Genomic DNA, 23,685 nt, shown 5'->3' with positions numbered 1-23,685 from the left:
CTCCCAATGAGGAGAGAGCCCCCACCCGGCGCTCCGCGCCGACCTCCCCGCAAGCGGGAGAGGTTGCAGCGAGCCCGGGGCGAGCGTGATTCAACTCAATGCGTTTCGGCAGCGTCCTCGAATTCGACCAACGCCTTGCGCATGGTTTCGACCAGATCGAGCGCCACCGGCGACGGACTGCGCTGTGCCGGAAAGACGGCGGAGAATTCGAAGTCGATGCGTGGCAGGAAGCGACGCGCGACCACGCCGCGGGTGGCGAATTCCCGCGCGGTGAAAGGGTCGCAGATCGCGACGCCAAGCCCTGACGACACCATGCCGCACATGATCTCCGACAACGTGGTCTCGACCCTGAGCACGCGGCGGACCTCGTGACGATTGAAGACCTGGTCGAGGAGATGCCGGCTGGACGATCCCGCCGACAGCGAGATGAACGTCTCGCCTTCGAAATCGCGCGGCTCCAGGACTTCTTTCTCCGCGAGGCGATGACCGGTCGGCAGCACCGCGACGCGCGCCGGCGCCGGCAGTCGCAGGCTCGGCAGGCCGGAATGGGCGATCGGCACCTCGGCAAAGCCGATGTCGCATTGATTGTTCAGAACCCAGTCGACCACGATCGGAGAGATCACGCCGAAGAAAGCGAGATTGAGGTTCGGCCGCTCCTGCAGAAAGTGCCCGGCCAGGCGCGGCAAAAAGCCGTTCGCAAGCGCCGGGAGCGCGGCGATGCGCAGCGAGCCGGTGCGGCGGCCGCGGATTTCCTCGGCTGCCGCCGTGATGCGCTCGAGGCCGACGAACGAGCGCTCGACCTCGGTATAAAGCGCCATCGCCGCCGCGGTCGGCACCAGGCCGGTGCCGCGCCGCTCGAACAGCTCCATCTTCAACAGCGCCTGGAAGTCGCGCAGCAACCGGCTGACCGCAGGCTGCGTCACCACCATCAGCTTCGCAGCCTCCGTGACGCTGCCGGTCAGCATCATCGCGCGGAAGGCCTCTACCTGCCGCGAATTGATCCGCGCCATCCCATCGTCCAATCATAACATTTCGGCATGCAGAGGGTGCCATTATTCATTGGACGATGGAAGTATAGGTCTGCGATCTTTTTCATCAGAGCTGGAGCCAGCTCGCTTTTTCGGCAGATTGGAGGCGTTCAAACCTCCAAATCGCGCCAAAACCCGCCGAGCAGGGGCCGGAGCCCTGATCTGAGAGGGATTTGCGCGGAAGAAAATGCGGAAGGCGCCCCAGCCGGAGATTTGTCGGCACGTCACCTCATTCCGGTATGGAGATCGGTCCACATGAAGACTTTTCGCCTTCTGACCGCGGTCAGCATCGCAGCACTCATTGCCGCCCCGTCGGCCGCCTCGGCCCAGCAAAAGACGCTCTATGTCGCCGGCTACGGCGGCTCGTTCGAGAAAACGATCCGCGACGAGGTGATCCCGGCGTTCGAAAAGGAGAACGGCGTCAAGGTCGAATACGTCGCCGGCAATTCCACCGATACGCTGGCCAAGCTCCAGGCGCAGAAGGGTAACCAGCAGATCGACGTCGCCATCGTCGACGACGGCCCGATGTACCAGGCGATCCAGCTCGGCTTCTGCGGCAAGCTCGACGGCCTGCCCGCCGACCTCTACGACACCGCGCGCTTCAAGGACGATCGTGCCGTCGCCATCGGCATCGTCGCGACCGGCCTGATGTACAACACCAAGGTGTTCAAGGAGAAAGGCTGGGCGCCGCCAACCTCCTGGAACGATCTGAAGGACACCAAATACGCCAAGCAGCTCGTCATCCCGCCGATCAACAACACTTACGGTCTCGAAGCGCTGGTGATGTTGTCGAAGATGAACGGCGGCGGCGAGACCAACGTCGATTCCGGCTTCAAGATCTTCAAGGAACAGATCAATCCGAACGTGCTCGCCTATGAGCCGTCGCCGGGCAAGATGACCGAGCTGTTCCAGTCCGGCCAGGCCGTGATCGCAGTGTGGGGCACCGGCCGTGTGCAGAGCTTTGCCAATACCGGCTTCCCCGTCGACTTCGTCTATCCGAAGGAAGGCGCCGCGACGCTGCTGACGACGGCGTGTCCGATCGCCAAGCCCAATGCCTCGCCGGTGGCGGCGAGCTTCGTCAAGATGCTGCTCGACCCGAAAATCCAGCTCGTGATGCTGAAGGATTACGGCTACGGCCCGGTGCTGAAGTCGCTGGTGATCCCGCCCGAGCTCGGCAAGATGGCGCCGATCGGCGAGCGTGCGGCGAAGCTCTATAATCCGGACTGGACCGTCATCAACGAGAAGCGCGAGGAGTGGACCAAGCGCTGGAATCGCGAGGTCGAACGCTGATCGGTCGCCGCGGAGACACCGTCATGGCCTATCTCGAGCTCGATCGGGTCGCAAAGCAGTTCGGCACGCAGACCGTGGTCGACGACTTCAGCCTATCGGTGGGGAAGGGGGAGTTCATCTCCTTCCTCGGCCCGTCCGGCTGCGGCAAGACCACGACGTTGCAGATGATCGCGGGTTTCCTCGATCCCACACGCGGCGCGATCCGGCTGGAGGGCAAGGATCTGACCGCGATCCATCCGGCCAAGCGTGGCCTCGGCATCGTGTTCCAGAGCTACGCGCTGTTTCCGCACATGACGGCGGCGGAGAACGTCGCCTTTGGCCTCGAGATGCGCAATGTGCCACGCAACGAGCGGGCCGAGCGCGTTCGCTCCGCGCTCGCGATGGTCGGCCTCGCCGGCTACGAGGACCGCCATCCCCGCCGCATGTCCGGCGGCCAGCAGCAGCGCGTGGCGCTGGCGCGTGCGCTGGTGATCAAGCCGAGCGTGCTCCTGCTCGACGAGCCGCTGTCGAACCTCGACGCCAAGCTGCGCGAGGAAATGCAGATCGAGCTGCGCCAGATCCAGCGTACCGTCGGCACCACGACGATCCTGGTCACGCATGACCAGAACGAGGCGATGTCGCTGTCCGACCGCATCGTGGTGATGAGCCAGGGCAAGATCGAGCAGATCGGCACGCCGCAGGAGACGTATGAGAAGCCGGCCTCCGCCTTCGTCTCGCAGTTTCTCGGCAAGACCAACGACTTTGCCGGGACGATCGACCGGACCGCGACGCCCGCGCAGCTGGTGGCGGGCTCCTGGAGCGCGCCGGCGCCGGTGGGCTTGAGCGGCCCCGTGACGGTCAGCATTCGTCCTGAAAGGATCGGCTTCGGCGATGCTGGCCTCTCTGCAAAGATCATCACGCGAATTTTCCAGGGCAATCACTGGCTGTTCCAGTGCGACAGCGAGTGCGGTCCGGCGATCGTGATCCGCCAGAATGACGGCAAGGCGCAACCGGGCGAAGGCGAGACCGTTCGCCTCATTTGGCGGCCCGAGGACATGAGCGTGCGCGCGAGGACTGTCGCATGAGCATGGCCGCCGAGGAGCGCAGCGTACGCGCGCCGTGGGCGCTGACCGCACCAGCCCTGATGCTGTTCGTCGGCGTGCTCTTGATCCCGCTGGTGATGACCGTGATGCTGTCGTTCCACGATTGGGGTCAGTACAAGGGCATCGAGCCGGTCTTCATCCTCAAGAACTGGCACGAGATCGCGACCGATCCCTATTACGCCGAGATGTTCTGGCGGACGTTCCGCATCGCGATCCTGACCACGGTGCTCACGGCGCTGCTCGGGGCACCTGAAGCCTACATCCTCAATCGCATGAGCGGCCGGTGGAAAAGCTTTTTCCTGCTGGTCATTCTCGGGCCGCTCTTGATCTCCGTGGTGGCGCGCACGCTCGGCTGGGCGCTGCTGTTCGGCGGCAACAACGGCCTCGTCAACAAGCTCTTGATGTCGCTCGGGGTGATGCGCTCCCCCATTCCCTTCATGTTCACCGAAACCGGCATGGTGATCGCGCTCGCACATGTCATGATGCCCTTCATGGTGCTGTCGGTGTGGGCGGCACTGCAGCGGCTCGATCCGCAGATCGAGAACGCGGCGATGTCGCTGGGCGCCGGTCCCGTCACCATCATCCGCCGCATCATCATGCCGCAGATCATGCCGGGCGTGCTGTCGGGGGCCATCATCGTGTTCTCGCTCTCGGCCAGCGCCTTTGCGACGCCCGCGATCATCGGCGGCCGCAGGCTCAAGGTCGCCGCGACGCTGGCCTATGACGAATTCCTCAACACCCTGAACTGGCCGCTCGGGGCTGCGGTCGCGACGCTCCTGCTGGTCGCGCTGGTCTTGATCGTCGTCGGCAGCAACGCGCTGATCGAGCGGCGCTATGCGGAGGTGTTCCGATGAGACGGAACGGCCCCCTCGCGCTGATCTTCCACGCCATCTTCGTCATCGTGATGGTGGCGCCGATCCTGGTCGTGTGCCTGGTTGCCTTCACGCCCGAGGGTTTCCTGTCGCTGCCGACCAACGGCTTCTCCTTGCGCTGGTTCAGGACCATCGCGAACTATCCCGAATTCATTCACGCCTTCTGGGTCAGCCTTGGGCTCGGGGCGCTCTCGTCGTTCGTCGCGCTGCTGTTCGCGGTGCCGGCGGCGCTCGCGATCGCGCGCTATCGTTTCGCCGGACGTGATGCGCTCGCCGCGCTGTTCCTGTCGCCGCTGATGATCCCGCATGTCGTGCTCGGCATCGCCTTCCTGCGCTTCTTCACCTCGGCCGGCCTCGGCGGCAGCTTTGCCGCGCTGATCATCGCCCATGTCATCATCGTGTTTCCGTTCGCGCTGCGGCTGACGCTGGCAGCAGCGACCGGCATGGACCGCACGGTCGAGATGGCCGCCGTCTCGCTCGGTGCCGGCGGCTGGACCCTGTTCCGCCGCGTGACCCTGCCGCTGATCCTGCCCGGCGTCATCAGTGGCTGGGCGCTGGCCTTCATCCAGTCCTTCGACGATCTCACCATGACCGTCTTCCTCGCCGCGCCCGGCACCGAGACATTGCCGGTGCGCATGTTCCTTTATATCCAGGACAACATCGATCCGCTGGTGACGTCGGTCTCGGCCTGCGTGATCGCGATCACCATGACCGCCCTCATTCTGCTCGACCGCTTCTACGGGCTCGACCGCGTGCTCGCCGGCAAGGGCGATACGGGGCGATAGGAGAACCCATGTCAGGAGAATATGACGTCGCCGTCGTCGGCGGCGGGCTGCTCGGCTCCGCGATTGCCTGGGGCCTCGGCCGGCTCGGCAAGACGGTCGCCGTGCTCGACGAAGGCGACATCACCAAGCGCGCCTCGCGCGCGAACTTCGCGCTGGTCTGGGTGCAGAGCAAAGGGCTCGGCATGCCCGCCTATACGGTGTGGACCGTGCAGGCCTCGCAGGCCTGGAGCCGGCTGGCGTCCGAGCTGAAGCAGCAGACCGGGCTCGACGTCTGCCTCCAGCAGAATGGCGGCTTTCACCTCACCCTTGGCGAGGACGAATTCGGCCAGCGCACCGAGCTGGTCAAGCGCATGCACAACCAGACGGGCGCGGCCGACTACAAGATGGAGATGCTCTCCGCATCCGAGGTGAAGAAGTCGCTGCCGCTGATCGGCCCCGAGGTCTCCGGCGGCAGCTATTGCCCGCTCGACGGCCACGTCAATTCGCTGCGGACGTTCCGCGCGTTCCACACCGGCTTCAAGGCATTCGGCATCGACTATTTCCCGGAGCGGCCGGTCTCCGCGATCGGCAAGAGCGGCGGTGAATTCCGCCTGACCACGCCGAAGGGCGAGCTCCGCGCCGCCAAGGTGGTGCTGGCCGCCGGCAACGCCAACCAGACGCTGGCGCCGATGGTCGGCCTCTACGCGCCGATGGGCCCGACCCGCGGCCAGATCGTGGTGACCGAGCGCACCATGCCGTTCCTGCCGCACCCGCTGACGACGATCCGCCAGACCGACGAAGGCACGGTGATGATCGGCGACAGCAAGGAGGACGAGCTCGACGACCGTACGTTGAAGCATTCGATCAGCGCGGTCATGACCGATCGCGCCCAGCGCATGTTCCCGCATCTGTCGCGCCTCAACGTGGTCAGGAGCTGGGCCGGCATCCGCGTGATGCCGCAGGACGGCTTTCCGATCTACGACCAATCGGAGACGCATCCCGGCGCCTTCGTCGCCTGCTGCCATTCCGGCGTGACCCTCGCCTCCAACCACGCCTTCGAGATCGCGCGCATGGTGGTGCAGGGCGCGTTCGAGCCCGAGCTGGTCGGCGCGTTCTCAGCCAGCCGCTTCGGCGGCAGCGGCGCGGCGAACGACAGCGGCTATTAGAGATACCGAGGAAGGAGCCAAGAGGCATCCCCATGTTCAAGAGATCCGAACAGGACAAGCGTCCACCGGTGAAGATCTTCGTCGACGGCGTTGCGGTCGCGGCGCGCCAGGGCGACACGGTCTCCGCCGCGCTGCTGGCCTCCGGCTGCGACGCACGTCGTGCGACTGCGGTGAGCGGCGCGCCGCGTCTGCCCTATTGCATGATGGGCGTGTGCTTCGACTGCCTCGTCACCATCGACGGTGTCGGCAACCGGCAGGGCTGCCTCGTGCCCGTGGCCGAAGGCATGCAAATCGAGATCCAGAAGGGCAAGCGGGAGATCGGGAAATGACTGTGGCTCCCAAGCGCGAAGACTATGACGTCGTGGTGATCGGCGCCGGGCCCGCCGGTCTTGCTGCGGCCGCGACCTCGGCCGAAGCCGGCCTCTCGACGCTGCTGCTCGACGAGAACGTCGGCCCCGGCGGTCAGGTGTTCCGCGCCATCGCCTCGACGCCCGTGACCGACCGCAACCAGCTCGGCGCCGATTATTGGGCTGGAGCCGATCTCGTGCAGTCGCTGCGCGCGAGCAGCGCCGAGGTGATTCATCGTGCGATCGTCTGGAGCCTCGACCGCAATCTCGAGATCGCGGTCTCGATCGGCGGCGCCTCCGCCTTCGTCAAGGCCAAGCGCGTGATCCTCGCGACCGGCGCGCTGGAGCGGCCGTTTCCGATTCCTGGCTGGACGCTGCCGGGCGTGATGACCGCAGGCGCAGCACAGACCATGCTGAAATCCTCGGCGCTCGTGCCCGACGGCCGCACGGTGATCGCAGGGCAGGGCCCGCTGCTCTGGCTGCTGGCCGCGCAGATCCTGCGCCTCGACGGCCGCATCGATCGCATTCTCGACACCACCGAGCGCGGCAATTATTTCGCCGCGCTGCCGCACGCCTTCGCCTTCCTGACCTCGCCCTATTTCGCCAAGGGCCTGTCAATGATGCGCGAGGTCAAAGCGAAGGTGCAGGTCGTCTCCGGCGTCACCGAGCTCTCGGCATCCGGTGACGGCCAACTCGCGAGCGTGAGCTATGTCGCGGGCGGCAAGCGCGAGACCATTCCCGTCGATCTGCTCTTGCTGCATCAAGGCGTGGTGCCCAACGTCAATCTGGCGATGTCCGCCGGTGTCGAGCACCGCTGGGACGACCTGCAACTCTGCTGGTCGCCGGTGCTCGATGCGAGCGGCAATTCGACCATTCCCGGCATTGCGATCGCCGGCGACGGCGCCGGCATCGGCGGTGCGAGCGCCGCCGTGGTGCGCGGCCGTATCGCGGCGCTTGCGGCGGTCGAAGCGCTGTCGCCTGCAGCTGCGGCGAAGCTCCCAGCGATGGCAACGCTCCGTTCCGATCTCGCCAAGGCCGAGCGCGGCCGCGTCTTCCTCGACACGCTGTTCCGCCCCGCGCCGCAGTTCCGGATTCCCTCGGGCGAAACCATCGTCTGCCGCTGCGAAGAAGTCACGGCAAAGGACGTTCTCGACTCCGTCGCGATCGGCGCGACCGGGCCGAACCAGCTCAAGGCCTATCGCCGCACCGGGATGGGCCCGTGCCAGGGCCGGCTCTGCGGCCTCACCGTCACCGAGCTGATGGCGCAGGCGCGCGGAAAGACGCCGCAGGAGATCGGCTATTACCGGCTGCGCGCGCCGGTGAAGCCGATCACGCTTGCCGAGCTCGCCGCCGTTCCCAAGAGTGAGGCGGACGTCAAGGCGGTGGTTCGCGGATGACCAAAAACGTGGATGCGATCGTCGTCGGCGGCGGCATCCACGGATGCTCGACCGCGCTGCATCTGTGCCTCGCCGGCCTGAAGCCGGTGCTGATCGAGAAAGACTATGCCGGCCGCCACGCCTCGGGCGTCAATGCCGGCGGCGTGCGTCAGCTCGCGCGCCACATCCCCGAGATTCCGCTCTCGATCCGCTCGATGGGAATCTGGGAGAAGATCGCAGATCTCGTCGACGACGATTGCAGCTTCGAGAGCCACGGTCAGGTGCTGGTCGCGGAAAACGAGGAGGAGCTGGCGGTCTGCCGCGCGCGCGTCGCTGAGCTCAACGCGCTCGGTTTCACCCATGAAGAGCTGATCGATGCGACTGAGCTGCGGCGGCTCGTGCCCGCGGTTGCCGAAACGTGCCCCGGCGGCGTCGTGTCGCGCCGTGACGGCGCCGCCAATCCGGCGCAGACGACGACGGCATTCAGGCGCAAGGCCGAGCAGCTTGGCGCGACCGTGCGTGAGGGCATCGCCGCCTCCAACGTCCGCTACGGTGCCGGCCTCTGGCATGTCGATGTTGGTCCCGAAACCTTTGCCGCGCCGGTGCTGGTCAATGCCGCCGGCGCCTGGGCCGGCAAGATCGCCGCCGCACTTGGCGAGCCGGTTCCGGTCGAGACCGTGGCGCCGATGCTGATGATCACCTCGCGCGTGCCGCACTTCATCGATCCCGTTGTGATCCTGCGCGGGCGAAAGCTCTCCTTCAAGCAATTCAGCAACGGCACCGTGCTGATCGGCGGTGGCCATCTGGCGACGCCCTATCCGGATCGCAACGAGACCGTGCTGGACTGGAAGAGCCTCGCGACCAGCGCCCGCACCGTGTTCGAGCTGTTTCCGGTGATGCGCAGCGCCTCCATCGTCCGCGCCTGGGCCGGGATCGAGGCGAAGATGAAGGACGATATTCCGGTGTTCGGTCCGAGCAGCCGTCACAAGGGCCTCTATCACCAGTTCGGCTTCTCGCTGCACGGCTTCCAGCTCGGCCCCGGCGCCGGCGCTGTGATGGCCGAGCTGATCGTCAACGGCGGCACCCAGACCCGAATCAGCGATCTCGGCATCGACCGCTTCCATCCTTCCACGCTCTAAGAAGAGGACAACATGAGCATCACCCGCAGCATCCGCACGCCCATCATGCACCGCGCCGTCGAGGCAGGCGGCTTCGTCTTCCTCGGCGGTACCATCGCCGACGACACCTCGGTCTCGATGGGCGAGCAGACCCGCAACATCCTCGGCAAGATCGCCGGCTATCTGAAGGAAGCGGGAACCGACAAGAGCCGCGTCGTCAGCGCTTCGATCTTCGTCACCGATCTTGCCAAGAAGAAGGAGATGGACGCGGCCTGGACCGAGTTCTTCGGCGACAATCTGCCGACGCGCGCCACAGTCGGCGTTGCCGATCTCGGCGGCGGCGCGCTGATCGAGGTCGTGGTCACCGCGCTGAAAGGCTGATCGCGACAGGGCGACGGACGTCAGCACGAGTCACGCTGGCCTACTTGCGACCGGGATCAGGCGGCGGATCGATGTCGCCGCCAAGCTGCGCATCCATGGCGGGATCGTCTGATCCCGCTTGACGTTCGGATCTTGCAGTGATTTTTAAAAACCCGACGCCCTGCCCCCAGCGCGTCGGGTGGAAAAAATGAGTATCAATCGGTGATCCCAACGCCATTGTTGTGACGCGTGCCGCACCAATTTTCTACTCCGGGAAACTACCGCGTTGGAACCGGGCCTATTCCTTCGTGCGCGGGCCTATGATTCAGCGCTTCCACCCGGCTCCAGCGCTTCGCCGATCTCCAGCGGATGGGCCATGGTCTCGTGCAGCGCCTCGCGATCGAGCTCGCCTTCGGAAATGCTGATGACGACGCAGGCAACGCCGTTGCCGATCAGATTGGTCAGCGCGCGGCACTCGCTCATGAACTTGTCGATGCCGACCAGGATCGCGATCGACTGGATCGGGATGTCAGGCACGATCGAGAGCGTGGCGGCGAGCGTGATGAAGCCCGCGCCGGTGACGCCCGAGGCGCCCTTCGAGGTGATCATGGCGATGCCGAGGATGCCGAGTTCCTGCCAGATGGTCAGATGCGTGTTGGTCGCCTGCGCCAGAAACAGCGTTGCCAGCGTCATGTAGATGTTGGTGCCGTCGAGATTGAAGCTGTAGCCGGTGGGAATGACGAGGCCGACCACGGAACGCGAGGCGCCGAGATGCTCCATCTTCTGGATCATTTGCGGCAGCACCGTCTCGGAAGAAGAGGTGCCGAGCACGATCAGAAGCTCGTCCTTGATGTAGGCGATGAAGCGAAGGATCGAGAAGCCGGCGAGCCGCGCGATCGCGCCGAGCACGATCAGCACGAACAGGATGCTGGTCAGGTAGAACGTGCCGATCAGGGCCGCGAGGTTGAGCAGCGAGCCGAGACCGTAGGCGCCGACCGTGAACGCCATCGCCCCGAAGGCGCCGATCGGCGCGACGCGCACGATGATGCGGATGATGCCGAAGAACATCTTCGCGGCCTTGTCGATCGCGTCCGCAATGGGCTCGCCGGCCTTGCCGAGGAAGGCGATGGCGAAGCCCGAGAGGATCGAGATCAAGAGCACCTGCAAGAGGTCACCGCGCGCGATCGCGCCCAGATAGCTGTCGGGGATGATCGCCATCAGATGGGCGACGATGCCTTCTTCCTTGGCCTTGGTGACGTAGGTCGCGACCGATTTCGGATCGATCGTGGCTGGGTCGATGTTGAAGCCGTGCCCGGGCTGGAGGACCTCGCCGACCAAGAGGCCAACCGCGAGCGCGACGGTCGAGACGGTCTCGAAATAGATCAGCGACTTCAGCCCGACCCGGCCGACGCGCTTGAGGTCGCCCATCGAGGAGATGCCGTGCACGACGGTGCAGAAGATCACCGGCGCGATCATCATCTTGATCAGCGCGATGAAGCCGTCGCCGAGTGGCTTCAAGGCCTTGCCGAGATCGGGATAGGAATAGCCGATCAGCACGCCGAGTGCGATCGCGATCAGCACCTGGACGTAGAGGATCTTGTACCAGGGCTGGCGGCGGCGGAGGATGGCTGGCTGGATCGCGACTTGTGTCATAGAGTGGGCCCCGGAACGCATTGATCTTGCGGGATTTGAATCTTGCATGACCTGCACCATGTGATGGCCGCCGCAGAAGTGACAATCACATTTTTGTCTGTTTGCACGATGATCGATCGCGGTACCGCAATTGGGGGGAACATGGCGACTGCAACCGACTCCGGCCGGCAAACGCAAGGCTATTTTCCGCGGTGGAAACTCAAGACCTCGGGCGTGGTCATGCCGGAGGAGCGGTTGTCATGGGGGCAGACCATTGTCTCCGGTCTCCAGCATTGCGTCGCGATGTCCGGTGCGACGATCATCGCCCCGCTGCTGATGGGGTTCGATCCCAACGTTGCGGTCCTGTTCTCGGGCATCGGCACGCTGATCTTCTTCGTCATCGTCGCCGGGCGCGTGCCGAGCTATCTCGGCTCGAGCTTCGCGTTCATCGCCGTCGTCATCGCCGCCACCGGCTATGCCGGGCAGGGGCCGAATCCCAATATCTCGGTCGCGCTCGGCGGCATCATTGGCGCCGGCGCGCTGTACGGGGTGATCGCACTGATCGTGATGTGGTCGGGCGTCGGCTGGATCGAGCGCTTGATGCCGCCGGCCGTCACCGGCGCAGTGGTCGCCGCGATTGGCCTCAATCTCGCACCCGTTGCAGTCAAGACGGTGAGCGCCAGTGCGTTCGACACGGCGATCGGGCTCGCGACCGTTCTGATCATCGGCGTTGTGGCCGTTGCAGCTCCAGGCCTTTGGCGAAGGCTGCCGATCATCCTCGGCGCGATCGGCGGATATCTCTTGTATCTGCTGTTCGCGAACGGGCTCGGCTTCGGCAAGCCGATCGACTTCACCCAGCTCTCGGCCGCGCCGTGGCTCGGCCTGCCGAACTTCACCGCGCCGACGTTCCAGGCCGATGCCATCTTCTTGATCGCGCCGGTCGCGATCATTCTCGTTGCCGAGAACCTCGGCCATATCAAGGCCGTCGGCGCCATGACGGGCCGCAGTCTCGACGCCTATCTCGGCCGCGCCCTGTTCGCCGACAGCCTCGCGACGATCGTCGCCGCCTGCGGCGGCGGCACCGGCGTCACCACCTATGCCGAGAATATCGGCGTCATGGCGGCGACGAAGGTCTATTCGACTTTGCTGTTTGCCTTCGCGGCCATCGTGTCGATCCTGCTCGGCTTCTCACCGAAATTCGGCGCGCTGATCCTGTCGATCCCGGGCCCCGTCATCGGCGGACTCTCGATCGTGCTGTTCGGACTGATCGCGGCCATGGCGGGCCGGATCTGGGTCGAGAATAAGGTCGACTTTGCAAATCCCGCAAACCTGATCACCGTCGCCGTGGCATTGACCGCGGGCGCAGGCGATCTCACGCTCAAATTCGGTGCGTTCACGATTGGCGGGATCGGCACCGCAACCTTCGGCGCGATCATCCTCTATCAGGTCCTGACCTCGCCACTCGCGCGCCGTGCGGAATGAATCCCAGCGATGCGCAACGGGATGGAACAAAAAGCGCCTCCCGTCGATGATGAGGCATTCCGGAGAGAACCCATGCCGCAACCCGATCGTTCGACTTCGTTTCCCTCGCGCCTTGTCGGCCAATATGCGCTGGTGACCGGCGCCTCGCAGGGCATCGGCCGCGCCGTCGCCGTCAGGCTTGCGCAGGAAGGTGCGACCGTCGCCATCAATTATTTCGAGCACGACGAGCGGGCGGAGGAGACGCTGGCACTCGCTCGGGCGGCTTCGAGCGACCGCGGCCACGGCGAGCCCGATCATTGCATCGTCAAGGCCAATGTCGGCGACGAGCAGGACATTGCTGCGATGTTCGAGGCAATCCTCTCGCGCTGGAAGCGCCTGGATTGTCTCGTCAACAACGCCGGCTTCCAGAAGGAATCGCCGAGCGAGGCGCTGGACGTCGAAACCTATCGCCGCATCATCGACGTCAATCTGAACGGCGCCGTGCTCTGCGCGCAGGGGGCACTTGCGCATTTCGTCAAGCGCGGCGGAGGCGGCAGCATCATCAACTGCTCCAGCGTGCACCAGATCATTCCCAAGCCCGGCTATCTCGCTTATTCGATCAGCAAGGGCGGCATGGCCAATTTGACCCGCACGCTGGCGCTCGAATTTGCCGGCCGCGGCATCCGCGTCAATGCTGTCGGGCCCGGCGCGATCGATACGCCAATCAATGCGGCCTGGACCGGCGACCCCGAAAAGCGCGGCGTCGTCACCAGCCACATTCCCATGGGGCGCGTCGGTACGCCGGAGGAGATCGCCGCCGTTTTCGCCTTCCTCGCTTCGGACGATGCGAGCTACATCACCGGGCAGACCCTCTATGCGTGCGGAGGCCTGACACTGTTCCCGGAATTCCGGGAGAATTGGGCAAGCTGAACGGGATCTGGCAAAGCCCGTCCGCGCGGACTACATCTGCGCCATGACAAACGCGCCGCTGGCAAACCCGCCGCTCCAGAACTTCATCGACCGGCACGAAAAACTGTTTGTGCTGACCGGCGCCGGCTGCAGCACCAATTCGGGCATTCCTGATTATCGCGACAGCTTTGGCAATTGGAAGCGGACCCAGCCGGTCAATTTCCAGGCCTTCATGTCGGACGAGCATACGCGGCGGCGCTATTGGGCACGCAGCCTGATCGGCTGGCGGCGGTTCGGCCAGGCCAAGCCGAACGACGCGCATCACGCGCTGGCCCGGCTCGAGGCGAACGGGCGGTGCGAGATGCTGCTGACCCAGAACGTCGATCGGCTGCATCAATCCGCCGGCCACCGCCAGGTGATCGACTTGCACGGTCGGCTCGACTTGGTGCGCTGCATGGGCTGCGGCCGCAAGACGCCGCGCAGCGAATTCCAGGATGCGCTCGGCTGCGCCAATGCGGAATGGCTGGCACTCGATGCCGCCGATGCTCCCGATGGCGACGCCGATCTGGAGCACGAGGATTTCTCGTCCTTCCAGGTGCCTCCTTGCGAAGCCTGCGGCAGCATCCTCAAACCCGACGTGGTGTTCTTCGGGGAGAACGTCCCGCGCGACGTCGTCGCCACCGCGCAGGATCATCTGGCGCAGGCCGACGCCATGCTGATCGTCGGCTCGTCGCTGATGGTCTATTCCGGATTTCGGTTCGTACAGGCTGCAGCGCAGCGCAGTATTCCGATTGCGGCAGTCAATCTCGGCCGCACCCGCGCCGACGATCTGCTGACGTTGAAGGTCGAGGAGCGCTGCGAGGCGGCGCTTGCATTCCTGCTCTGATCGCGCCAGCGCCGAACACGCCTTGCCTATTGCATAGGTGCCAAGCAGAATAGCCGGACGCGGCTTTGTCTTTGCCGTTCATGGCATGGAAATTGCTGCGTTTTCGACCGCAGTCTTGACGATCAGCACGGAGAATTTGGAATGCTTGAGGGAGCCGAAGTGCGGCTTGCCGTCGATATTGGTGGCACGTTCACCGACATCGTGCTGGACGTCGGTCTGGATCGCAAGACGCGCAAGCTGCTGACGACGCCGCAGCGGCCCGAGCAGGCGGTGCTGGACGGCATGCGTCTCATCCTCGCCGATGCCCGCGCCCATATCAGCGACATCGACGTCTTCATTCACGGCACCACGCTGGCGACCAACGCGATCATCGAGCGCCGGGGTGCCAAGACGGCCCTGATTGCGACCGAAGGCTTTCGCGACGTGCTCGATATCGGCACCGAAAGCCGCTACGATCAGTACGATCTCAGCATCGACAAGCCCAGGCCCCTGGCGCCGCGCAGCCTCCGCTTCACCGTGCCCGAGCGCGTCGACGCCCACGGCGCCGTCCGCCTCCCGCTTGACGAAGCTTCGGTGCGCGCACTCGCGCCGAAATTGCGTGAGCTGGGCGTCGAGAGCGTCGCCATCGCCTTCCTGCACTCCTACGCCAATCCCGAGCACGAGCGACGTGCAGCTGCGATCCTGGCGGAGGAGATGCCAGGCGTCTCCGTGACCGTGTCCTCCGCCGTCTGTCCCGAGATCCGCGAATATGAGCGCACATCGACCGCGGTCGCGAATGCCTATGTGCAACCCCTGATCGACGGTTATCTCGCGCGCATGGCCGACGCCTTGCAGGTCGAGCAGTTCCGCGGCGCGATCTACCTCGTTACCTCAGGCGGCGGCGTCACGTCGATCGAGACGGCGCGGCGCTTTCCGGTGCGCCTCGTCGAATCCGGCCCCGCCGGCGGCGCGATCTTCGCGGCGCAGATCGCAGCAAGGCTCGGCGAGAGCAAGGTGCTGTCCTTCGATATGGGCGGCACCACTGCAAAGATCTGCCTGATCGAGAAGTACCAGCCCGAGACCTCGCGCGTGTTCGAGGTCGACCGCGCCGCGCGCTTCCTCAAGGGCTCCGGCCTGCCGGTGCGCATTCCCGTGATCGAGATGGTCGAGATCGGCGCCGGCGGCGGTTCGATCGCCCATGTCGATGCCATGAAGCGCGTCACTGTCGGCCCGGAGAGTGCCTCGTCGGAGCCTGGCCCCGCCTGTTACGGTCGCGGCGGCCAGCGTCCGGCGGTAACGGATGCCGATGTTGCGCTGGGCATGATCGATCCCGATGCATTCGCGGCCGGCACGATCAAGCTCGACCCGGAGCTTTCGAAGCAAGCGCTGCTGCGCGACGTCGGCGGGCCGCTCGGCCTGTCCGCGGAGACCGCGGCCTATGCGGTGCACGAGGTCGTCTGCGAGAACATGGCAAGTGCGGCGCGCGTCCATGCGGTCGAGCGCGGCGAGATCGTCGGCCAGCACACGCTGATCGCCTTTGGCGGTGCTGCGCCGCTGCATGCGGCGCGTGTCGCCGAGAAGATCGGCGTCTCCCGGGTGATCGTGCCGTCGAATGCCGGCGTCGGCTCGGCCGTCGGCTTCCTGGCCGCGCCGATCGCTTATGAGCTGGTGCGCAGCCGCCATGTCCGGCTCGACGATTTCGACACCGAGGCGGTCTCCGACCTGTTGCAGGACATGGTGACCGAAGCGCGCGCGCTGGTTGAGCCTGGCGCGGCCGGCGCGCCGGTGCGCGAACGTCGTGCCGCCTTCATGCGCTATGTCGGTCAGGGCCATGAGATCTCCGTCGAATTGCCGAACCGGCGGCTGACGGTGGCCGATCTCGCCGGTTTGCGCCGGAAGTTCGAGGCCGATTATGCGGCGATGTTCGAGCGGTCGATTCCGGGGGCGGCCATCGAGGTGTTGAGCTGGTCGGTGCTCGCGACCACCGAGGCGCGCAATCCGCCGACCGTTGCGGCCGTCACGCGCAAGCCCGCCGGCAAGGCGGCCGGCAGCCGCAAATTCTTCGACGGCCGCGCCGGCGAGGTGATCGAGATCCCGCTCTATCGCCGCGAGGACATGGCGCCGGGCGCGACCATCGCGGGCCCGGCCGTGATCGCGGAGGATGAGACCTCCACCTTCGTCTCCACCAGTTTCGACGCGCATATCGACGGTGCCGGCAGCATCGTCATGGAACGAAAGGCGGCCTGATCATGAGCAAGGCAAATGGCGCGAGCCTGATCGACCTTCAGATCATGTGGCACCGGCTGATCGCCGTGGTCGAGGAGCAGGCGCAGGTGCTGCTCCGCACCGCCTTCAGCCCGATCGTGCGCGAATGCGGCGACCTCTCGGCCGGCGTGTTCGATCTCAAGGGCCGCATGCTGGCGCAGGCGGTGACCGGCACGCCCGGCCACGTCAACTCGATGGCGGAATCGGTCAAGCACTTCATCGCCCACTTTCCGATCGAGACGATGAAGGAAGGCGATGCCTATATCACCAACGATCCCTGGATGGGGACCGGCCATCTCAACGACTTCGTCGTCACCACGCCCTGCTTCAAGGACGGCAAGCCGGTGGCCCTGTTCTCCTGCACCAGCCATCTCATGGATATCGGCGGCATCGGCTTCGGCCCTGACGCCACCGACGTGTTCATGGAAGGGCTCTACATCCCCATGCTGAAGCTGATCGACCAGGGCGTCGTCAACGAGACGCTGATGGCGATGATCCGCACCAACACGCGGCTGCCGATCGATACGGAGGGGGACACCTATTCGCTGGCCGGCTGCAACGACGTCGGCTGCGAGCGACTGGTCGAGATGATGAGCGAGTTCGGCATCGACACGCTCGACGAACTCGGCGATTACATCTGCGATCGCTCGCGCGAGGCCGTGCTGGCCGAAATCGCGAAGCTGCCGAAGGGCAGCTGGCGCAACACCATGGTGGTCGACGGCTATGATGCTCCGGTGACGCTGGCGGCGACGCTGACGATCTCGGATGCCGGCATCCACGTCGATTTCGACGGCACATCCGCAGCCTCGAAGTTCGGCATCAACGTGCCCTTGTCCTACACCACCGCCTATACCGTGTTCGGCCTCGGCTGCGTGGTCGCCTCGCAGATTCCGAACAATGCCGGCTCGCTCTCGCCGCTGACGGTGTCGGCACCGGCGGGTGCGATCCTCAATGCGCCCAAGCCCGCGCCGGTCGCCTCGCGCCATATCATCGGCCAGATGCTGCCGGACGTGGTGTTCGGCTGCCTGCGCCAGATCATTCCGGAGCGTGTGCCGGCGGAAGGCACCTCCTGCCTGTGGAATCTCAACGTGCGCGGCCAGACCCGCTCCGGCGTCGGCGGCAATTACGGGTTCTCGATGGCGGTGACATCCAATGGCGGCACCGGCGCGCGCTTCGGCAAGGACGGCCTCTCAGCCACCGCCTATCCGAGCGGCGTGCGCGGCACGCCGGTCGAGATCGCGGAGACGCAGACGCCTTTGATCTTCTGGCGCAAGGAGTTGCGCCCGGATTCCGGCGGGGCAGGGCGCACCCGCGGCGGCCTCGGCCAGATCATCGAGGTCGGCAGCGGCGTCGATGCGCCGTTCGATATCCTGGCGGCATTCGACCGCATCGATCATCCGCCGCGCGGACGCGATGGCGGCCGGAACGGCGAGGCCGGCTATGTCGGCCTCAAGTCCGGCAAGAAGCTGCGCGGCAAGGGCTTTCAGCAGGTGCCGCCGGACGATCGGCTGGTGGTGCTGACGCCCGGCGGCGCCGGCATCGGCGATCCCACGACGCGCGAGCGTGCGGCGGTCAAGCACGATATCGAAAGCGGGCTCGTGTCCGCCGGCAATGCCGCTGCAGTTTACGGCTACGCGCGCTGACGTGTCAGTGCGCTTGGATCAACGGAGGGGTGCAATGATCACGCGACGGAACTTCACCGCGGGCGCAGCGACGCTGCTCGCCGCAGGTCACATCTCGACCCGTGCGCGGGCGGCGACGACGAGCTGGGACATGTCGACGGTCTGGCCCGACGGCAATTTTCACACCCAGAACGCGATGGCCTTCGCGGAGGAGGTGAAGAAGCAGACGGGCGGCTCGGTCGCGATCACCGTGAAAGCCGGCGGCCAGCTCGGCTTCAAGGGGCCCGAGCATTTGCGCGCCGTGCGCGACGGCCTGGTGCCGCTCGCCGACGTCCTCAACATCCAGCAGGTCGGCGACGAGCCCTTCATGGGCGTCGAGAGCATTCCGTTCCTCTGCGGCTCGGTGGACGAGTTGAAGGTGCTGCACAAATACGTGCGGCCCGAATACGAGAAGATTGCCGCGCGCAACAACCAGAAGATTCTCTACGTCGTGCCCTGGCCGACGCAGTACCTGCACCTCAAGGCGAAGGTCGCCGACGTCGAGGGCCTGAAGAACATCAAGATCCGCGTGCCTGACAAGAATGCGGTCGACATGCTGAATGCGATCGGCATGGCGGCCGTGATGATCCCCTGGGGCGAAACGATCCCCGCGCTGGCCTCCGGCGCGGTTGCCGGCGTCTCCACCTCGTCGGTGTCGGGCGTCGACGGCAAGTTCTGGGAATTCCTGAAATACGTCTACCCGACCAACCACGTCTGGTCGTCGCAGATGCTCACCGTCAATCTCGATTCCTGGAAGGCGCTCAGCGCCGACCAGCAGAAGCTCGTCGCGGATGTTGCGGCGAAGATGGAGCCGGGCTTCTGGGCCAATTCGCTCAAGGCCGACGTCGACAGCCTCAACCGCCTGAAGGAAGGTGGCATGGAGGTGGTGCCGGTCTCGCAAGCCATGATGACGGACATCCGGGCCAAGACTGCGCCGCAGCTCGACGCCTTCCTCAAGCGCGTGCCGGCAGCGGACAAGCCTGTGCGGGCCTATCTCGCCGAAATGAAGCGCGGCTGAGGATGATGTCGTGGTGAGCATCTCGCCCGAAGCTCCGCAGAGCCTGAATGCAGCGGCGCCGGCGCCGCTGCGCATCCTGCTCGACGGCATCGATCGCCTCGGCCGGCTCGACGGCTGGATCGGCGGCGGCTGTCTCTTGATGCTGACGCTGCTGATGCTGTGCGAGGTCGCGACGCGCTTCCTGTCGAACTTCCTGCCGTTCTTCCCGCCCAGCATCTCGATCGCCTGGGAGTATTCCTCCTATCTGATGGCGGCGTCCTTCACCTTCGGCGCCGCCATGACCTTGCGCGTCGGCGGCCATATCCGTGTCGTGCTGCTGCTGAAGAACGTGCCGGCGCCAGTGCAGCGCGCGCTCGAGATTCTCTCGGCGGCGGCCGGCTTCGCCTTCATGGCGTTCCTGACCTCGGCCATGGCGAAGTTCGCCTGGAGCGCCTTCGTGCGTGGCCAGGTCTCGACCTCGAGCGACACGCCACTGTGGTTTCCACAGGCGATCGTCACCTTCGGCATGCTGCTGCTGACGCTCCAGTTCCTGGCGCGCGCGATCCAGGCCGCGCTCGGCCTGCCCCTGGAGGATCATCGCATGAAGGCCTCGCCCGTCGAATGATCGCCTTGCCCGCACCCGGATTCAAGATCGCATGACCATCGAAGTCGTCGCACTGTTCGCGATCCTGTTCGCGCTGCTGGCGTGCGGCGTCTGGATTGGCCTCACGCTTGCGCTCACCGCGACGCTGCTGCTCGCGATGTTCCGTTCGATCCCGCTCGACAAGCTGCTGCCGCAATACGCCTGGAACATCCTGACCACGCAGGAGCTGCTGGCGCTGCCGCTGTTCATCCTGATGGGCGAATTGCTGTTTCGCACCCGCCTGTCACGGTCGCTGTTTCAGGGCCTCGCGCCCTGGGCCGGCCTGCTGCCCGGCCGCCTGCTGCATGTCAACGTGATCGGCTGCACCATCTTTGCGGCGATCTCCGGCTCCTCGGCCGCGACCACACAGGTGATCGGCCGCATGTCGCTCAACGAGCTGCTGCGCCGCGGCTATTCGCGCGACATCGCGATCGGCTCGCTCGCCGGTGCCGGCACGCTCGGCTTCCTGATTCCGCCCTCCAACATCATGATCATTTACGGTGTGCTCGGCGACGTCTCGATCCTGAAGCTGTTCACGGCTGGCGTGCTGCCGGGATTCCTGCTCGCCGCCACCTTCATGGCCTGGGTGATGCTGCATACGAGTCTCGACCGCACGATGGTGCCGGAGACTGAAGCCAAGCTTTCGCAGGTGCCATGGAGCGAACGCTTCGCTGCGCTGAAGGACCTCGCGCCGGCACTGTTCCTGATCGCCTGCGTGCTCGGCTCGATGTATGGCGGGCTCGCCACGCCGTCAGAAGCCGCCGCCGTCGGCGTGCTCGGCGCGGCGCTGGTGGCCTGGGCGCAGGGCGCGATGTCGCAGCAGGTGATGCGCGACGTGCTGATCGGCTCGGTCGTCACCTGCTCGATGATCGCGCTGATCGTATTAGGGGCCTCGATCCTCGGCAATGCCGCGGCCTTCCTCGGCATCCCGCAGGCGGTCGCCGCCTTCGTCAAGGGGCTCGGTTTGTCGCCCTTCATGTTGATCGTCGTGCTGATCGTCTTCTACCTGATCCTCGGCTGCTTCCTCGACGGCTTCTCGATGATCGTGATGACGCTGCCGATCGTGCTGCCGATCGTGAAGGGGGCGGGCTTCGACGAGGTCTGGTTCGGCGTGTTCCTGGTGCTCGCCGTCGAGATGGCGCAGATCACCCCGCCGGTCGGCTTCAATCTGTTCGTGATCCAGGGCCTGACCGAAGACGGCCTCGGCTACATCGCGCGCGTCACGATGCCGTACCTGATGATCATGATCGGCTTCGTGCTGCTGCTGACGCTGTGGCCGGGCATCGTCACGATTTTACCTCGGGTGCTGTACGGGTAGGTTCGCGCCGTCCCAGCGGTGAGGTCGGAGCTCACGTCGAACGGGTCGTGGCCGGGCTTGTCCCGGCCACCCACGTCTTCAATTGCTTGCACGAAGAACGCGGATGCCCGGGACAAGCCCGGGCACGACGACCTCGAACTTACGCCGCCGCCTTCTTACGCGCGAGCTCGGCCTTGTACAGCTCGAACTCCTCGGCGATCGCCTTTGCAATCGAGGGCCGCTGACGCAGGCGGTCGTGGTAAGCCTTCACGTTCGGCCATTTCGCAAGCTCGATCGGCGGCGTCGCCATCGTCCAGTTGATGACCGTGACGAGATAGGCGTCGGCCACGCTGAAATGGTCGAGCAGGAAGTCGCGGCCCTTCAGATAATTGTCGAGATAGTCGAGGCGCGACAGGTTCTTTTCCAGGGCATAGGCCTTGGCTTCCTGCGGCGCCTTGCGGTCGAGCAGGGTGACGAAGAGACCCTTATGCAGCTCGGTGCCGATGAAGCAGAGCCATTGATGCAGCCGGGTGCGCTCGATACCGGCGCTCGCGCCGAGGCCGGACTCCGGAAAACGGTCTGCGACATATTGCAGGATGGCGGCGTTCTCGGTCAGCACCGTGCCCTCGTCGGTGCGCAGCGTTGGCACCAGGCCGATCGAATTGACCGTGCGGAAGTCGGAGTTGTCGTTCAGAACCGTCTTGGTCGGCGGGTCGACCTCGAGATAGTTCGCCTCGGCGCCGGCTTCGTACAGCGCGACGCGTGTCGCCATCGAGCAGGCGAGCGGCGAGAAATAGAGATCCATCTGTAGCCTCCTTGGGCAATTTCTCTTTGGGTGTCGCTCAACCTGGCCAGATTGATTTATGTACCATCTTGCATAATATATCTGCGGTCAAGGATTAATTTGCGATATGGTACAAAAATCGAAGCCGCCAACTGCTGCCACAGAGCCTAAGCGCCGCGGCCGCCCACGCGCCTACGAGCCTGACGTCGCGCTCGGCAAGGCGCTCGATCTGTTCCGCAAGCAGGGTTTCGCGGCCACCTCGCTCGACGATCTCAGCACTGCTACGGGCATGAACCGCCCGAGCCTCTACGGCGCCTTCGGTGACAAGCGCGAGCTCTACATCAAGAGCTACCAGCGCTATCGCGACGAGGCAGGCGCGGCGATAGGAGCGGTCTTCCGCGAGGAGATGCCGCTGCGTCAGCGGCTGGAGCGCATCTACGCTTCCGCGCTCGATATCTATTTGTCCGGGGACTCCGGACCGCGCGGTTGCTTCACGGTCGTGACTGCAGCGTCCGAAGCCGTCGGCGATCCCGAGATCCGCGCCATGGTCCTGGACGGCCTCACCGGGCTCGACAAGGCCTTTGCCAGTTGCTTCCGCCGCGCCAAGGAGAAAGGCGAGTTACCGGAGAGCTCCGATCCCCTCGTGCTGGCGCAGATCGCATCAGCCACCGTGCACACCATTGCCATCCGCTCCCGCGCCCGCGTGCCGCGCAAGGAGCTGGAGGCGATCGTGAAGGGCGCGATCGATGTGATGATCGGGGCCAAAGGATAGGCCGGCAGCGAAGCTTCAATATCCTCTTGTTCGGTCCACCACGTTCTCCAGCGCACCGCCAGCCTCGAACCGCGCGATCTGCTCGGCGACATAGGCGGAGATCGCGTCGGCATCGGTGTCGGCTGCGTTGTGCGGCGTCAGCACCACTTTGGGATGGGTCCAGAACCGGCTGTCCGCCGGTTGCGGCTCCTGCACGAAGACGTCGAGCGAGGCTGCGCCCAGCGTGCCGTCGTCAAGGCAGGCCAGGATGTCGGCTTCGTTCTGCAAGCCGCCGCGGCCGGCATTGATCAGCACGGGCGCGCCGAGCGGGCTGTTGCGGTTGAGTTTTGCGAAAGCGCCGCGGTTGAGGATGCCGTGCGTCTCCGGCGTCAGCGGCAGCAGGCAGACCAGGATGTCGGTCTTGCGCAGGAAGGCATCGATCTGCGCGGTGCCATGGAAACAGTCGATGCCGTCGATCATGCGCGGGCTGCGGCTCCAGCCGGCAACACCGAAGCCGAGCCGCCGCAGCACGTCGGCGGCATCGGCACCCAGCGTTCCCAGCCCCATGACGCCGACCGTCACTGCGCTCGCCGGCCACTGATATTTCGGCTCCCAGCGCTTCTCGCGCTGTGATTGCCTGAGATAAAGCTCCTGGCGGTGGTGCATCAGCACGTGCAGCACGACATATTCGGTCATGCGGTTGGTGAGGTCGGGCACGGCGACGCGGACCAGCGGCACGTCAGGCAGGCTCTTGTCCGCCATCAGCGCGTCGACGCCGGCGCCGAGATTGAAGATCGCGCGCAGATTGGTGAAGGAGGCCAGATCGCCCGGCACCGGCTTCCATACCGCGGCATAGTGCACCTCGGCCGGATCGAGTCCGGCATCCGGCAGCAGCACCACGCGGCGACCGCCGCAGACCGCGTCGAACCGGGCCTTCCAGCGTTCCGGCAGCCAGTTCTGCTGCGTGCTGTTGATCAGGACGGCCAGTGTGCCCGTGGTCATTCGAAGTGCCTCGTC

At 65.4% G+C, this 23,685-nt stretch carries 23 protein-coding genes; 18 read left to right on the top strand and 5 right to left on the bottom strand.

From position 1 onward, the window contains the following. Positions 1–95: 95 nt before the first annotated feature. Positions 96–1,010 carry a LysR substrate-binding domain-containing protein gene (locus tag E4K64_RS23395; protein ID WP_135165616.1) on the bottom strand — a complete coding sequence of 305 codons (915 nt, stop codon included), beginning with the start codon at positions 1,008–1,010 and terminating at the stop codon, positions 96–98. A 273-nt stretch (positions 1,011–1,283) separates the two neighbouring features. Between E4K64_RS23395 and E4K64_RS23390 the strand changes: the two genes are divergently transcribed. Genes E4K64_RS23390 through E4K64_RS23350 form a run of 9 tightly spaced genes read left to right on the top strand, consistent with a single transcriptional unit; the run spans position 1,284 to position 9,424 of the window. Continuing rightward, a complete protein-coding gene (locus tag E4K64_RS23390; protein ID WP_167767679.1) occupies positions 1,284–2,318 on the top strand; it encodes an ABC transporter substrate-binding protein in 1,035 nt (344 codons plus the stop codon). A 23-nt stretch (positions 2,319–2,341) separates the two neighbouring features. Then, positions 2,342–3,382, top strand: a complete 1,041-nt coding sequence (locus tag E4K64_RS23385; RefSeq protein ID WP_167772207.1) for an ABC transporter ATP-binding protein — start codon at positions 2,342–2,344, stop codon at positions 3,380–3,382. Further along, the gene (locus E4K64_RS23380; RefSeq protein WP_126258743.1) at positions 3,379–4,254 is read left to right on the top strand and encodes an ABC transporter permease; all 876 of its coding nucleotides are present in this window, start codon (positions 3,379–3,381) and stop codon (positions 4,252–4,254) included. Before E4K64_RS23385 ends, E4K64_RS23380 begins: the two co-directional genes overlap by 4 nt. Continuing rightward, complete coding sequence (locus E4K64_RS23375; protein ID WP_135165613.1) at positions 4,251–5,057, top strand: ABC transporter permease; 807 nt, start codon at positions 4,251–4,253, stop codon at positions 5,055–5,057. Before E4K64_RS23380 ends, E4K64_RS23375 begins: the two co-directional genes overlap by 4 nt. Positions 5,058–5,065: 8 nt before the next feature. After that, the gene (locus E4K64_RS23370; RefSeq protein WP_135165612.1) at positions 5,066–6,202 is read left to right on the top strand and encodes an NAD(P)/FAD-dependent oxidoreductase; all 1,137 of its coding nucleotides are present in this window, start codon (positions 5,066–5,068) and stop codon (positions 6,200–6,202) included. A gap of 32 nt (positions 6,203–6,234) precedes the next feature. Next, positions 6,235–6,531, top strand: coding sequence for a (2Fe-2S)-binding protein (locus E4K64_RS23365; protein WP_135165611.1), 297 nt, complete (start codon positions 6,235–6,237; stop codon positions 6,529–6,531). Further along, positions 6,528–7,946, top strand: coding sequence for a (2Fe-2S)-binding protein (locus tag E4K64_RS23360; protein ID WP_135165610.1), 1,419 nt, complete (start codon positions 6,528–6,530; stop codon positions 7,944–7,946). Before E4K64_RS23365 ends, E4K64_RS23360 begins: the two co-directional genes overlap by 4 nt. Beyond that, positions 7,943–9,064 carry an NAD(P)/FAD-dependent oxidoreductase gene (locus tag E4K64_RS23355; RefSeq protein ID WP_135165609.1) on the top strand — a complete coding sequence of 374 codons (1,122 nt, stop codon included), beginning with the start codon at positions 7,943–7,945 and terminating at the stop codon, positions 9,062–9,064. Before E4K64_RS23360 ends, E4K64_RS23355 begins: the two co-directional genes overlap by 4 nt. A 12-nt stretch (positions 9,065–9,076) precedes the next feature. Beyond that, positions 9,077–9,424 carry a RidA family protein gene (locus tag E4K64_RS23350; RefSeq protein WP_126258749.1) on the top strand — a complete coding sequence of 116 codons (348 nt, stop codon included), beginning with the start codon at positions 9,077–9,079 and terminating at the stop codon, positions 9,422–9,424. A gap of 40 nt (positions 9,425–9,464) precedes the next feature. Here the strand turns inward: E4K64_RS23350 and E4K64_RS40500 are convergent, their stop codons facing one another. Together E4K64_RS40500 and E4K64_RS23345 are read right to left on the bottom strand one after the other, a co-directional pair. Then, positions 9,465–9,641 carry a hypothetical protein gene (locus E4K64_RS40500; RefSeq protein WP_167772206.1) on the bottom strand — a complete coding sequence of 59 codons (177 nt, stop codon included), beginning with the start codon at positions 9,639–9,641 and terminating at the stop codon, positions 9,465–9,467. Positions 9,642–9,721: 80 nt separating this feature from the next. Continuing rightward, positions 9,722–11,056, bottom strand: coding sequence for a dicarboxylate/amino acid:cation symporter (locus E4K64_RS23345; protein WP_135165608.1), 1,335 nt, complete (start codon positions 11,054–11,056; stop codon positions 9,722–9,724). 141 nt (positions 11,057–11,197) lie between these two features. Here E4K64_RS23345 and E4K64_RS23340 point away from each other — a divergent pair, with 141 nt between their 5' ends. From E4K64_RS23340 to E4K64_RS23305, 8 genes are all read left to right on the top strand, one after another. Further along, positions 11,198–12,517 (top strand): solute carrier family 23 protein, encoded by a 1,320-nt coding sequence (locus E4K64_RS23340; protein WP_135165607.1) that lies wholly within the window; start codon positions 11,198–11,200, stop codon positions 12,515–12,517. A 72-nt stretch (positions 12,518–12,589) separates the two neighbouring features. Then, positions 12,590–13,426, top strand: coding sequence for an SDR family oxidoreductase (locus tag E4K64_RS23335; protein WP_135165606.1), 837 nt, complete (start codon positions 12,590–12,592; stop codon positions 13,424–13,426). A 43-nt stretch (positions 13,427–13,469) separates the two neighbouring features. Further along, entirely contained in the window at positions 13,470–14,291 is an 822-nt protein-coding gene (locus E4K64_RS23330; protein ID WP_135165605.1) for an NAD-dependent protein deacetylase, read from the top strand. 141 nt (positions 14,292–14,432) lie between these two features. Then, positions 14,433–16,517 carry a hydantoinase/oxoprolinase family protein gene (locus E4K64_RS23325; protein WP_135165604.1) on the top strand — a complete coding sequence of 695 codons (2,085 nt, stop codon included), beginning with the start codon at positions 14,433–14,435 and terminating at the stop codon, positions 16,515–16,517. A gap of 2 nt (positions 16,518–16,519) precedes the next feature. Continuing rightward, on the top strand, positions 16,520–18,178 hold the full coding sequence (locus E4K64_RS23320) for a hydantoinase B/oxoprolinase family protein (RefSeq protein WP_135165603.1): 1,659 nt from the start codon (positions 16,520–16,522) through the stop codon (positions 18,176–18,178). Between the two features lie 34 nt (positions 18,179–18,212). Continuing rightward, positions 18,213–19,214, top strand: a complete 1,002-nt coding sequence (locus E4K64_RS23315) for a TRAP transporter substrate-binding protein (RefSeq protein WP_135165602.1) — start codon at positions 18,213–18,215, stop codon at positions 19,212–19,214. A gap of 10 nt (positions 19,215–19,224) precedes the next feature. Beyond that, positions 19,225–19,818 (top strand): TRAP transporter small permease subunit, encoded by a 594-nt coding sequence (locus E4K64_RS23310; RefSeq protein WP_135165601.1) that lies wholly within the window; start codon positions 19,225–19,227, stop codon positions 19,816–19,818. A gap of 31 nt (positions 19,819–19,849) precedes the next feature. After that, entirely contained in the window at positions 19,850–21,154 is a 1,305-nt protein-coding gene (locus tag E4K64_RS23305) for a TRAP transporter large permease (RefSeq protein WP_135165600.1), read from the top strand. 139 nt (positions 21,155–21,293) lie between these two features. Here the strand turns inward: E4K64_RS23305 and E4K64_RS23300 are convergent, their stop codons facing one another. Next, positions 21,294–21,938 (bottom strand): glutathione binding-like protein, encoded by a 645-nt coding sequence (locus tag E4K64_RS23300; RefSeq protein WP_135165599.1) that lies wholly within the window; start codon positions 21,936–21,938, stop codon positions 21,294–21,296. Between the two features lie 106 nt (positions 21,939–22,044). On the opposite strand from E4K64_RS23300, the gene E4K64_RS23295 reads away from it, so the two are divergent. Beyond that, complete coding sequence (locus E4K64_RS23295; protein ID WP_135165598.1) at positions 22,045–22,689, top strand: TetR/AcrR family transcriptional regulator; 645 nt, start codon at positions 22,045–22,047, stop codon at positions 22,687–22,689. Between the two features lie 15 nt (positions 22,690–22,704). On the opposite strand, the gene E4K64_RS23290 is transcribed toward E4K64_RS23295, so the two are convergent. Then, a complete protein-coding gene (locus E4K64_RS23290) occupies positions 22,705–23,670 on the bottom strand; it encodes a 2-hydroxyacid dehydrogenase (protein ID WP_135165597.1) in 966 nt (321 codons plus the stop codon). Positions 23,671–23,685 lie beyond the last annotated feature (15 nt).

This window comes from Bradyrhizobium frederickii (assembly GCF_004570865.1).
Lineage (GTDB): Bacteria > Pseudomonadota > Alphaproteobacteria > Rhizobiales > Xanthobacteraceae > Bradyrhizobium > Bradyrhizobium frederickii.
Note: the sequence above shows the minus strand (reverse complement) of the source record. Positions and strands in the feature narration are given on the sequence as shown.